This window comes from Cytophagales bacterium, from assembly GCA_033344775.1.
Classification (GTDB): Bacteria; Bacteroidota; Bacteroidia; order Cytophagales; family Cyclobacteriaceae; genus JAWPMT01.
Window position 1 is genome coordinate 2,022,294 of the sequence record JAWPMT010000004.1, and the last position, 12,951, is coordinate 2,035,244.

Sequence of the window (12,951 nt, forward strand, 5' to 3'; positions counted from 1 at the left end):
TCATAAAAACGGATAGATGGGAAAGCATTATTTGATTGTAGGGGCGAGCTCCGGAATAGGTTTACAACTTACCAATGACCTTCTGGAACAAGGTCATCAAGTGACTGCCCTTTCAAGAACGGAGGGCAATTGGACTAAAAAGGTAAATTTTATCTCCTATGATATTAATGAACCAAAACCTATTGAATTAAAAACCGACGCAATTGACGGGTTCGTTTATTGTCCTGGTTCTATTAATCTGAAGCCCTTTCACCGATTGAAAAGGGTGGACTTTCAAGCTGATCTGGACATCAACGTCCTGGGAGCTGTCGAAATCCTACAACAAGTTTTACCCTTTTTGAAAAAAGCGGAAGAAGCTACCATAGTCTTCTTTAGCACGGTCGCAGTAGGTCAGGGCATGGGATTTCATACCAGCATTGCAATGGCCAAAGGTGCTGTAGAAGGATTGACCCGGTCATTAGCTGCAGAACTGGCTCCGAAAATCCGAGTCAATTGTATTGCCCCTTCTATCGTTAACACGCCACTAGCTAGTAAACTGTTATCCACTCCTGAAAAAATCGAGGCTTCCGCAAAAAGACATCCACTGGCCAGTGTTGGCACACCTAAAGATATTGCAGGTATGACGTCCTTCCTGCTATCGGATCAGTCACAATGGATAACTGGCCAGGTTTTGCACATTGATGGAGGTCTTTCTTCTGTGAAAATGATGTAAGCAAACATCCATGCTTAACTACGAAACCGACATACTCGGAGAGAACAAAACATGGGTAGTTTTCATTCATGGGGCTGGTGGCTCTATGAAAAGCTGGGGTTATCAAAGGTCAGACCTTGCCCATCATTTTAATTTACTCCTCATCGATCTCAGGGATCATGGTTCTTCCAAAAACCGGGAACCTGAACATGATTCTTACAAATTCGCACATATTACCTCTGACATTCTTCAAGTCATCGATCATCTCAAAATTCAGGAAGCTCATTTCATCACTCTGTCTTTTGGCAGCGTATTGTTGCAAGACCTGGCCATGAAACGCCCAGGACTCCTCTTGCATATTGTGATGGCCGGTGGCATTTTCAAAGGGAATTTAATGATCCGTACGTTTGTCCAGCTGGCAAGGGTATTCAATCTATTTCTCACTTACTCGCAGATGTATCGGATGTTTTCCTACCTGCTCATGCCCAGAAAACGCAACCAAAAAGCACGACGCATCTATCAAATCCAATCTCAAAAGTTAACACAACAAGAGTACCTGAAGTGGATCGGCCTTTATGGAGAATTCTTCCGATTGCTTAGTCGATTTTACCGATTTGCCTTCCCTACTCCTACCCTGATTGTCATGGGAAAAGATGATTATATCTTTCTAAAAGGAGCCCGGGACTATAAGCGACTCCATGGCAATGCGCAGTTGGTTGAAATTCCTGCTACCGGACACATTTGCAACATAGAAAAGCCAAAATTTTTCAATCGACTGGTCATAGATTTCCTTGGGGCTTCCAGAGGGATATCAAAAAAACCAGGGTCCATAGCACCGTCCGCATCCAATTGACTCGAATCAAACTTTCGATCGATGCCTGCAAATTTTCACCTGAATCAATCTGAGCATGTAGAGGAACTGCTTTTAAAAAGGTGATCAGCCAAACAACTATGATCATAGAAAAAGCCAATACCTGTGTCCACGCGAAAGTTGACCTGATCATGCCGTGTAAATGCAACCCAAGCTGACCAAACATGAGCGGCACAACAAACAGCGTGATCATCTTGGTATAGTATTCATGCCAAACAAACAGATCGGATTTTTGAAAGTACCTAAAGCTTGGATAGGCTATCAATTGAACCATCCAAATCAACACAAAAAGTCCAAAGTCAACTAATCTCGTATACATACCGCGTGCTCCCCCTAAAAAGTAACTGCCTGATAGCCAGTATAGTTATCAGATATTTATCAAAACATTATTCCTGAAAAAACAGAATTTGCAATCACACCAAATAATATTTGGCTAGCTTTGCCTCGTATTTTGGTTCCGGGTCAAAGATTTTTTGGCCTGGATTAAAAGGGAATCCGGTGAAAATCCGGAACTGTCCCCGCAACTGTAAATCCTCGATCCGAAAGGAGTGTTTTTCTCCCTCGCGCCACTGATTGCAAGATTGGGAAGGCTGAAAAACAAAGGAAAGTCAGGAGACCTGCCAATACAAGTTTGGATGGCGTGTTCCGGGAATAGAACACACAAATCGTGAAGAATTGAAAAAGCAGTTTATCTTCTTATGGGCTCTTTTATGGAGCATTTGGACTATCGCGCAAGACCGTGATTCCGTCTATCGAGACCCGGTCATATGGCTGAATGAAATTTTGGTCGAGGAAGTTACTTACCCTGACCAGGGATTGGGTTATCAAACCCATCGGCTTACATCCAAAGAATTGCGGACCAACGAAGGGGTATCCTTCACAGAGTTACTGAGTCGGCAAGCTCCGGGAAGCATACGAACCTATGGAGCATCCGGTCTTGCTACAGCAAATTTTCGAGGAACGGGCTCTTCACACACAGCAGTTCTTTGGAATGGGATCAGCCTCGAAAGCCCTTCGAATGGCACGACCGACCTGAGTCAAATTACGTCTGGTCTTTTGGATAATGTCGCCATCCAATTTGGAGGATCCGCAGGCACTTTTGGCAGCGGAGCCATTGGAGGCACGCTTCATCTCAACAACCAACCTAACCTGGATTCTGGTTACCAAATTACAGCGAGCCTACTGGCGGGTAGTTTTGGAAGGCAATATCAGCATTACAAAGCAGAGTATGCAACCAAAAATCATTTCTGGAGTTTTTCATGGTTCGATGAGCACGCGGACAATGATTTTATTTTTAACAATACTGCAAGAAGAGGAGCCCCTGAAGAAAAATGGGAACATGCAGCTATTGATCGACAAGGGTTTCTTGCAAGTTATATTTATCGGCCCAGGTCTTCTCAATTGAAGCTATTGTGGTGGCATCAGGATAATCATTTGGAAATCCCTAATCCGGCTACCGTTTCTGCTCCAGGGGAAGCCACGCAACAAGACCTGTCTGATCGTGTTTTACTTTCCTGGGATAAGAAACAAAAGCACCAAACTTTCAAGATCAATACAGCACTGATCTCCAATCAACTCCTATACGAGGATCCAGGAGCCCTTCTGATTTCAGAAACCGACTTTTATAACTGGCACAATGAGATACAGGGAAATTTTTCCTCCGGCCAGGTCAATCTTAAAAGCTCAATTTCTCATCGCTATGAGTGGGTCACCTCCACTGGGTTTTCAGGAGGGCAATCAGCCAATCGTCATCGCACCAGTGCACATGTCAGCCTCCAACAAAATATACCTGATTTATTCAAATACACCTTTGACATCCGACAGGAACGGGTAGGTAATCTATGGGCTCCGATCATCCCTTCACTGGTATTGATTAAAGCATTCCAACCGAATCTGGTCATCAATGCCAATGCATCAAGGGTGTACCGCGTTCCTACATTCAATGACCTCTTCTGGAATGGCCCTGGTGGAGAGGGTAATCCTGACCTTCGAGCTGAACGAGGCTGGTCCTGGGAAATCGGGGGGGACTGGGAAATGATACCAAATCAGGATCGTCTCAATGTTTCTCTGTCACTATTCAGTAGTCACATCAATGATTGGATTCTCTGGGCTCCTATTACTGCATCCATCTGGTCGCCTGACAACATCAAGGAAGTATGGTCGCGAGGTGCTCAGGTTCAAATTCGATCTACCTTATTGCGGAGTGAACTTTGGGAAGTGAGAGTCAACGGTAGCTATCAATACACACGATCTACCAACGAAATCATTAACGAGTTTGGCAATACACAAGAATTAGATCAGCAGTTGATCTATACGCCCATACATCAGGGTGGGGCTTCTCTGATCACCCGATGGACTGATATTGAAGTGTTGTATCAGATGAATTTTGTAGGTGAACAATTTACTACAGGAGACAACAACCCATTTCTTTCCATTGATCCTTATTGGATTACCAATATGAGAATTTCCTATGAGGGGACTCTCAATAAAATACACGGGTCTGTGCGGTTAGAATTAAACAACCTACTGGACCAGCATTATTTTGCCCGGGCGGGCTATCCTATGCCTGGGTTTCATATCAATCTCGGACTTAATTTGAAACTTTCTCAACATGCAACAAATTTTTAGATTCAAAACACTAGTTTTCACAACCATCTGTGCGAGCGTACTTTTCCTGGCTTCATGCTCGGAAGATGAACCAATGATTGACAATTCGCTCAATGGATTTTTCATCGTAAATGAAGGAGGTTTTGGTAATTCAAACACCTCGCTTTCCTATTTCGATGAAGAGAATATGACGATCAGTAACAATGTCTTTCAAGCAGTAAACGGACGACCTTTGGGTGATCAGACACAATCCATGGCCATATTCGAAGGAGAAGGGTTCATTCAGGTACAAAACTCCGGCAAGGTTGAAGTGATCGACGTAGAAGATTTTACTTCCTTGGCCACCATCGAAGATGGTATCTCCAGCCCCAGATACTTTGTAGGACTGAACATTTCAAAAGGATACGTTTCCGATTGGGGAGATGGGTTTTCAGGATCTGTAAAAGTTATCGACCTGGATTCTTACACGGTAACTAAAACCATTGAAACAGGAGCCGGAGCCAATCAAATGTTACTCGTAGGTGAGCAATTGTATGTCGCCAATCGCGGCGGCTTTGGAACTGACAACACCGTGAGCATCATTGACACGAATACTGACGAAGTTACCAGTGAAATCACCGTAGGCGACAACCCGATCGGCCTTGTTCAGGATGCTCAAGGTGCACTTTGGGTCTTGTCTGCAGGAGCCTTTGCCTTTGATGCCGAATTCAACCTAATCGTTGAAGAAAGTACTCCTTCCTCATTAAGTAAAATCAGCAATAATCAAGTGGAATTCCAACTGGACTTTCCCGAAATCACCTTTAGCAATGCTGGTAACCTAAACATCAATTCGGCTGGTAATACCCTTTACTTCACCTACGATGGAGAGGTCTATCGCATGAGCGTCAGTGACACCCAATTGCCCGCAAGTGGATTCGTGGAGCAGTCACTGTATGGTTTTGCGGTTGATCCTGAAAACGGTCAATTGATTGGCCTGCAGGCGCCTGACTTTAGTGCTGCAGGAAATATGATCTTCTACGATTCTGAAGGAAACGAAACGGCTTCTTACGCGGTAGGTATTGGGCCCAATGGTTGCGCATTTGAGTAAGAAGATTCCCATAAGTGTGAGTTGGAGCGGAGGCAAAGATGCCACGCTGGCACTGTGGCACATATTGCAAGACACGCAGTTCGAGGTAATTGAACTTCATACGTTGATCAATAAAGACACACAGCGTGTAGGCCTCCATGGCATCCAGAAAACACTCATTGAACAACAGGCAAACCAATTAGGCTTGCCTGTTCATTTCCTGGAGCTGAACAAGGATACCTCTAATGCCAGCTTTGAAAAAGTCACTGGAGCCTACTATCAAAGCCTAAAGGACCGAGATATCCATCATGTCCTGTTTGGTGACATTTTTCTGGAAGACCTGAAAAAGTATCGCGATGAACTATTGTCGGAACACGGTCTTGATGGGATTTACCCACTTTGGCAAAAAGACACTCTGAAGCTGGCCCATCAATTCCTGGATCTGAGTTTTCAGACGCTCATTTGTGCTGCGAATCCAGACAAATTTGATTTTCATGTAGCTGGAAAAAACTACAGCAAAGAACTACTGGATCAATTTCCAATTGACGTAGATGCTTGCGGGGAAAATGGAGAATTCCATTCCTTTGTTTATGATGGACCGCTTTACAAAAAATCCTTAAAAATTACGCTTGGTGAGGTCGAAGTGCACGAATATCAATTCAAAGATAATCAGGGCAATGAACAGACCAGCCGAATGGAATTTGTAGAAGTAAATATGGCCGAAACCACTACTTCTTCTCTTTGATCAGCTTTTCGATCTCCATGAACTCATCCCGGAGTTTAGCAGCCTCCATAAAGTCCAGGTCTTTGGCCGCTTTCTCCATTTTCCGCTTAGTCTCATCGGCCATTTTCTTGAGCTGATCTTTATCCATGTAAGCTACTACGGGATCGGCCGCTAACGTATGCTCTTCTTCCATCACATAAGGACGAGCACCTTTTTTCTTGTCTGCCACTCCCGTTTGTTTGAGAATGGCCTCTTTGTCCTTCTTCACCGTCTTCGGTATAATACCATGCTCGGCGTTGTATTCCTCCTGGATCGCTCTTCTTCGATTGGTCTCATCAATCGCACTCTGCATGGAACCAGTAATCTTGTCCGCATACATGATCACTTTTCCACGATCATTTCGTGCTGCACGACCGATTGTTTGCACGAGAGAACGCTCGTTACGCAAGTAACCTTCCTTGTCTGCATCCAGAATCGCCACCAAAGACACTTCTGGCAGATCAAGTCCCTCACGGAGTAGATTAACGCCCACCAACACATCAAAAACGCCTAGTCGCAGCTCACGTAGGATCTCTACCCTGTCCAATGTATCCACCTCCGAATGGATGTATTTGGTTTTCACATTCGCACGTTGCAGGTATTTTGTCAATTCCTCCGCCATGCGCTTGGTCAGGGTGGTCACCAAAATGCGATCTTCCATTTCAATGCGCTCCTGGATCTCATTCATCAGATCATCTATCTGATTGAGGCTAGGCCGCACATCAATGATCGGATCAAGCAATCCTGTTGGCCGGATCAGCTGTTCCACAACTACCCCCTCCGATTTTCGCAATTCATAGTCACCTGGGGTCGCACTGACAAATACGACCTGATTGAGCATCTCTTCAAATTCATTGAAAGACAGTGGTCGGTTATCCATGGCAGAAGGCAATCGAAAGCCGAAATCTACCAGGTTGACTTTGCGTGCGCGATCGCCCCCCCACATGCCACGAACCTGTGGAATAGTCACGTGGCTTTCGTCGATCACCATCAGGAAATCATCCGGGAAGTAGTCCAGCAAACAGAAGGGCCGCATACCTGGCTCACGACGATCGAAGTACCTGGAATAATTCTCGACTCCAGAGCAATAGCCAATTTCCCGGATCATCTCCAGGTCAAACTCCGTTCTTTCTTTCAGGCGCTTGGCTTCCATGAACCGACGTTCTTCCTCAAAGAATTGTACCTGCGATACCAAATCATCCTGAATTTCATGAATGGCCGTATTCAGCAGGTCTTTTCCTGTCACAAATAAGTTGGCCGGGAAGATGGTCACAATACGCTCATCGCTGATCTTGGCACCACTTATCGGATCTACACGCTGGATGGCCTCAATTTCATCGCCCCAAAAAATGAAGCGGTAAGCAAAGTCCGCATAGGCCACAAACACATCTACCGTATCCCCTTTGACACGGAAGTTCCCGCGCTTGAATTCCACTTCTGTACGGCTGTACAAAATATCTACCAGATCAAACAGGAATCTATTGCGGGGAATCACATCTCCTTCCTGAATTTTGATCACATTCTTCCCAAATTCTTCCGGATTGCCAATACCATAGATACAGGAAACAGATGCGATCACTACGACATCTCTTCTTCCTGATAGCAGTGCCGACGTTGCACTCAGACGAAGTTTCTCGATCTCATCATTGATCGAAAGGTCTTTCTCAATGTAGAGATTGGTCGTTGGGATATAAGCCTCCGGTTGGTAATAATCATAGTAACTAATGAAGTACTCAACCGCATTTTCAGGGAAAAAGCTCTTGAACTCACCGTACAATTGGGCCGCAAGCGTCTTGTTGTGGCTTAGTACCAAAGTTGGCTTATTCACCTCTTTGATCACGTTGGCCATGGTGAAGGTCTTTCCTGAACCGGTTACCCCTAAAAGGGTCTGAGACGGCTCATTGTTATTGATCCCTTCAACCAGGCTCACTATGGCTTGTGGTTGATCGCCCGTCGGCTGATAGGCTGCAGTAAGTCCAAATTCCATCTGTTATTAATCCTGAGTTGTCCAAATCTCCCAGGCGCGTTCTGCCTGAAATTCCAACATTTCAGCGCCGTTTTTGATCTTAGCACCTCGTTTTTCGGCCTCTGATAGCAAAAATGTTTTTTCCGGGTTATAGATCAGGTCATAAACGTATTGCCCTTCATGAAAGGACTCATAAGGAATCGGAGGACCATCATCAACATTAGGAAACATACCAATTGGAGTGGTATTGATGATCAATTTGTATTGCTCGAATAATGTTTCGTCCTTATAGAATTGTGTATACAAGAGATCTCCTTTGTCCTTTCTTCGAGAAACCACGTCGTAATCAATGTCCAATTCATCCAGGGCCACCTGAACAGATTGTGACGAACCCCCTGAACCTAAAATTAAAGCTTCCGGTTTCTGGCCCTTGATCCAATTTTTTAGTGACTTTTTAAATCCGTAGTAATCACTATTATAGCCGATGAGCTTATTTCCTTTTTTCTTGATGACGTTTACGGCCCCCACTTTGTGAGCACTGTTATCAAGCTGATCCAGAAAGTTCATGACATTTATCTTGTGAGGAATTGTAACATTCACTCCTCTCAAATCCGGATACCTGTCCCAAATGGACGGGAAGTTCTTCAGGAATTCAATTTCAAATAACTCGTAGACATGTGTACCGCTTAGTCCCATTTTCTTGAACTTCTTAGCGAAGTACTTCTTCGAAAAAGAGTGCTCAAGCGGAAAACCTATCAAACCATACCTATTCATGCGTGCGTACGGGGTTACGTATCAAAGTGGGTTCGAATCAAAAACGAAATTAAACCGAAAAAGTAATAATAGTCTAGCTGACATGGTACTTCTGCTATTTTTGGTCTCGGTTAAATCAACTGATCAATGAAAAAAACAAGCGCGTTCATACTCTTTCTGGTTTTCTCCTTATCATCCATGGGGCAAACCCAACTCGATTATTACCTTCCTGAAGGAACCTACAATTCAAATATACCTACTCCCGTCGCCATCATTGGTCATGAAATCGGTGAATGGCACATTACCCATGACAAATTGGTCTATTACATGCGTGCCGTGGCCGCAGCTTCGCCACGTGTTACCTTGATCGAAAATGGAAAAACCCATGAAGACCGCCCGCAACTTTTGCTTGCCATCACGTCTGAAGCTAATCAGGCTCGGCTCGAAGAACTAAGGGTAGAACACAAAAAACTAACCGATCCCAATGTTTCGGATCAGGTGGACATCTCGAATCTACCGGCGGTCGTATGGCAAGGATTTAGTATCCATGGCAATGAACCCAGTGGAGGTAATGCTTCCGTACTCGCTGCTTACTATTATGCAGCGGCCGAAGGGAGTGAGATCGAGGAAATATTGGACAATACCATCATCCTGCTCGATCCAAGCTTCAATCCTGATGGTTTTAACCGATTCGCCAACTGGGCCAACAGCAATCGATCCAAGAACTTGGTCGCTGACCCTAATAACCGGGAACAAAATGAATACTGGCCACGCAGCAGAACCAATCACTACCATTTTGATTTGAACCGAGATTGGTTACCGGTACAACAACCGGAATCTAAAAATCGTATTGACCAATTCCATCGTTGGAAACCAAACATCCTGACCGACCATCACGAGATGGGCACCAATTCCACTTTCTTCTTTCAGCCCGGAATCCCTTCAAGGAATAACCCAAACACACCTGCAAACAACACCCGATTGACCGAAAGAATCGCGGAGTATCATAAAGCTGCATTCGATGAAATTGGATCATTATACTATTCTCAAGAAAGTTTTGATGACTTCTACTATGGCAAAGGCTCTACCTTCCCGGACATCAATGGCGCAGTTGGCATTCTATTTGAGCAGGCCAGTTCCAGAGGCCATGCGCAAGAAAGTGTCAATGGCATATTGAAGTTTCCTTTCACGATCAGAAATCAATTCACCACGATTTTATCTACTGCTAAAGCCGCAGTGGCGCTCAGAGAAGACCTACTTTCCCATCAAAGACAGTTTTTCAAAGATGCGATTGCCGATGCAAAAAAGAATAGTCAAAAAGGTCTGTTATTTGGTAGTAAAGGTGATCAGAACAGAGCCAGGGAATTGGCCAATGTGATGACCCGTCACGAGATCGAAGTTTATCCTGTCACCAATAACACCAGCGCCAATGGTCAGAGTTTTGAAGCAGGCACCAGTTATTTTGTACCCACGGAGCAAGCGCAAGCAAGGCTGGCACACATCATGTTCGAAAAGGTCACAAAATTTCAGGACAGCCTGTTTTATGATGTTTCAGCCTGGACACTTCCTCTGGCATTTGACCTGGAATTCACCTATGTTGACGCCAGAAAAGCCGCATCTGTCTCGAAAGGAGACCTGCATGTAATTGATGATCGTCCGGTAGTAAGCATTGAAAGAGCTGAATATGCCTATTTGTTTCGTTGGGACGATTATATGGCACCAAAATTCCTGAATCGTCTGTTCGAATCTGAAGTTCGTGTCAAAGTAGCTACAACACCATTTCAATTGAATGGGGCATCCTTTGATCGAGGAACGATCATTGTTCCTACTCAAATACAAGACATGGATGGAGATGCTTTATTCGCGATACTTCAGAATACTCAGAAAGATGTTCCTGTAAATGTTTATGCTTCAAGTACGGGTAACAGCATGGGTGTAAATCTTGGCAGTCCTACGGTCAGGAGCATCGAAAAGCCTGAGATTGCGATTGTGGTAGAAGGAGGAACTAGTCAATATGATGTCGGAGAAGTTTGGCATTTGTTGGACAATCGATTTGATATCTCTCTTAGCCTTGTACCTATGCGCATCTTCAATCGCATAGACCTGGGACGGTACAATACCATCATTCTGGTCAATGGCGGCTATTCGGACATTAATTCCAATAAAGTAGAACAGTTGAAAACGTGGGTTCGAAATGGCGGTAACATCATCGCCATGAAGAGCGCGAACAACTGGCTGAATAGCCAGGAATTTATCAAGCTGGATTTTAGTCGCTCCAAAACTCCTAAGGACGGCAGAGATGATTATTCCAACCTGTCGAATGTAAGAGGAGCACAAGTGACCGGAGGTACCATATTCGAAACAAATATCGACATCACGAATCCGCTGGGGTATGGCTATAGAGACAGGAGTCTACCCATATTCGTCAATAGCAACACGTTCTTCGAAGTGACCGAAAATCCATATGCCTATCCGGTACAGTTCACCAGCGATCCACTCATGAGTGGCTACGTCAGTGAGGAAAATTATGAGAGGATTAAAGACAAAGCAGCAGTGATTGTCTCCCAAATGGGAGCTGGAAAAATAGTTTCCATGTCTTTCAACCCGAACTTTCGTGCTTTCTGGTACGGCACCAACCGCCTGTTCCTAAACGCCATTTACTTCGGTGATCTGATTGATCGACGTGCTACCAAATAGTGAAGGAAATAGATAAGAAAAAGGCCGTCAATTGATGGCCTTTTGTTTACTTGCTTTCTTTTATGAATTAAATGACCATAGGAAATTAACCCATGGCAAGAACTCCTTCTTATCCCATCTCCAAAAAAATCGGTTTGTTGGCCGGTCCGATCATATTCATACTGATTAATATTTCGGGCATTCATATCATTAGTGAAGAAGCAACGCAGGTAATCTCCGTCGCGGCCTGGATGGTCTCCTGGTGGATTACCGAAGCAGTAGATATTCCTGTTACGGCCTTATTGCCCATGTTTTTATTTCCTATGCTGGGCATCATGACTTTTGCTGATGTCGCCGTAAATTATGGAAGCCCGATCATCTTTCTTTTCTTCGGAGGGTTCATATTGGCATTAGCCATGGAGAAGGTCAACCTTCACAAACGCATCGCACTCAACATCATCAAGTTGACAGGTAGCAGTGCCAATGGCGTGATCCTGGGCTTCATGCTGGCCACAGCCTTACTGAGTATGTGGATCAGCAATACAGCTACTGCTTTGGTCATACTCCCCATCGCCTTGACCATGATCGATTTCCTGATCAAAGACCGGGTCATTGATGAGAAAGGAAGCAGAAACTTCGCCCTGGCCACCATGCTGGGCATTGCTTATGCTGCCAACATCGGTGGTACGGCCACTGTGATCGGCACGCCTCCAAATGTGGTGCTTATCGGCTTTCTGGAAAGCGAATACGGTGTTGAAATGGATTTCATCAAATGGGCAGGTATCGGCTTTCCCTTTGCGGGGGTCATGCTGTTTGTTGCCTACTTTGTGCTCACCAGATTTTATAAAAACGGACTTGGTAATCTGGGTATTTCATCAGAAGTGCTTACCTCGGAACTGGATAAATTGGGAAAAAGAAGTCAGAAAGAAAATCTTGTACTGATCTGTTTTTCCTTGACGGCTTTGCTCTGGATCTTCCGTCCCTACGTCAATGATCTGCTCAATCTTAATCTGGGCAATGCGCAAATTGCAATCATTGGTGCACTACTGACATTTACGGTCCCGGTCAGCCTTGGGAAAGGCGACTTTGCAATCAAATGGGAAGACACTCAGAAACTGCAATGGGGCATATTGATCTTATTCGGAGGGGGTTTGGCCCTCGCAAAAGGACTTTCTCAGACAGGAATTATTGACGCCATAGGTCAATATGTGGAGCAAGAGCAATTCAGCCAGCAAACGACTTCTCCATTTTTGATCTCTGTCATGTTGTTTATGACTGAACTCATGAGTAATGTGGCGCTCGTTGCTGTATTTGCACCAATGGTTTCGGGTATCGCGCAAGGTCTTGGTATGGAGTTTCTTCACCTGGCCATCCCTATCACTTTGGCCTCAAGCTGTGCTTTCATGTTACCGATGGCAACACCACCCAATGCCATTGTTTTTGTCAGTGGCTACATTAAGGTTTTTGAAATGGTGAAGGTCGGCATTATCCTGAATTTACTGGCCATTGTCTTACTGGTCATCATGAGTTGGACATTGATCCCGCTGGTCTTTTAATG

General features: G+C 44.7%; 9 protein-coding genes and 1 riboswitch. Of the genes, 7 read left to right on the forward strand and 2 right to left on the reverse strand.

The window, feature by feature from the left end:
* Positions 1–16 precede the first annotated feature (16 nt).
* The 5 genes from R8G66_17420 (at position 17) to R8G66_17440 (ending at position 5,980) form a co-directional block, all read left to right on the forward strand.
* On the forward strand, positions 17–712 hold the full coding sequence (locus R8G66_17420; protein ID MDW3194157.1) for an SDR family oxidoreductase: 696 nt from the start codon (positions 17–19) through the stop codon (positions 710–712).
* A 10-nt stretch (positions 713–722) separates the two neighbouring features.
* Positions 723–1,544, forward strand: a complete 822-nt coding sequence (locus R8G66_17425) for an alpha/beta hydrolase (protein ID MDW3194158.1) — start codon at positions 723–725, stop codon at positions 1,542–1,544.
* Positions 1,545–1,997: 453 nt separating this feature from the next.
* A riboswitch (cobalamin riboswitch) is annotated at positions 1,998–2,202 on the forward strand.
* A gap of 35 nt (positions 2,203–2,237) precedes the next feature.
* Positions 2,238–4,190 carry a TonB-dependent receptor gene (locus R8G66_17430; GenBank protein MDW3194159.1) on the forward strand — a complete coding sequence of 651 codons (1,953 nt, stop codon included), beginning with the start codon at positions 2,238–2,240 and terminating at the stop codon, positions 4,188–4,190.
* Positions 4,174–5,256: a hypothetical protein gene (locus tag R8G66_17435; protein ID MDW3194160.1), complete on the forward strand. Its 1,083-nt coding sequence runs from the start codon at positions 4,174–4,176 to the stop codon at positions 5,254–5,256. Before R8G66_17430 ends, R8G66_17435 begins: the two co-directional genes overlap by 17 nt.
* Entirely contained in the window at positions 5,249–5,980 is a 732-nt protein-coding gene (locus tag R8G66_17440) for a diphthine--ammonia ligase (protein MDW3194161.1), read from the forward strand. The genes R8G66_17435 and R8G66_17440 overlap by 8 nt, the downstream gene beginning before the upstream one ends.
* Here the strand turns inward: R8G66_17440 and uvrB are convergent.
* A complete protein-coding gene (uvrB, locus tag R8G66_17445; protein MDW3194162.1) occupies positions 5,964–7,985 on the reverse strand; it encodes an excinuclease ABC subunit UvrB in 2,022 nt (673 codons plus the stop codon). The genes R8G66_17440 and uvrB overlap by 17 nt on opposite strands.
* Positions 7,986–7,991: 6 nt before the next feature.
* Positions 7,992–8,738: a shikimate dehydrogenase gene (locus tag R8G66_17450; GenBank protein ID MDW3194163.1), complete on the reverse strand. Its 747-nt coding sequence runs from the start codon at positions 8,736–8,738 to the stop codon at positions 7,992–7,994.
* A gap of 126 nt (positions 8,739–8,864) precedes the next feature.
* Between R8G66_17450 and R8G66_17455 the strand changes: the two genes are divergently transcribed.
* Together R8G66_17455 and R8G66_17460 are read left to right on the forward strand one after the other, a co-directional pair.
* Entirely contained in the window at positions 8,865–11,414 is a 2,550-nt protein-coding gene (locus R8G66_17455) for a M14 family zinc carboxypeptidase (protein ID MDW3194164.1), read from the forward strand.
* 92 nt (positions 11,415–11,506) lie between these two features.
* On the forward strand, positions 11,507–12,949 hold the full coding sequence (locus R8G66_17460) for a DASS family sodium-coupled anion symporter (protein MDW3194165.1): 1,443 nt from the start codon (positions 11,507–11,509) through the stop codon (positions 12,947–12,949).
* Positions 12,950–12,951 lie beyond the last annotated feature (2 nt).

Excerpts from the sequence above, each read along its gene's own strand:
- R8G66_17460 (MDW3194165.1), top strand. The coding sequence starts at position 11,507 with ATGGCAAGAACTCCTTCTTATCCCATCTCCAAAAAAATCGGTTTGTTG.
- uvrB (MDW3194162.1), bottom strand. The coding sequence starts at position 7,985 with ATGGAATTTGGACTTACTGCAGCCTATCAGCCGACGGGCGATCAACCA.
- R8G66_17450 (MDW3194163.1), bottom strand. The coding sequence starts at position 8,738 with ATGAATAGGTATGGTTTGATAGGTTTTCCGCTTGAGCACTCTTTTTCG.
- R8G66_17435 (MDW3194160.1), top strand. The coding sequence starts at position 4,174 with ATGCAACAAATTTTTAGATTCAAAACACTAGTTTTCACAACCATCTGT.
- R8G66_17425 (MDW3194158.1), top strand. The coding sequence starts at position 723 with ATGCTTAACTACGAAACCGACATACTCGGAGAGAACAAAACATGGGTA.
- R8G66_17455 (MDW3194164.1), top strand. The coding sequence starts at position 8,865 with ATGAAAAAAACAAGCGCGTTCATACTCTTTCTGGTTTTCTCCTTATCA.
- R8G66_17420 (MDW3194157.1), top strand. The coding sequence starts at position 17 with ATGGGAAAGCATTATTTGATTGTAGGGGCGAGCTCCGGAATAGGTTTA.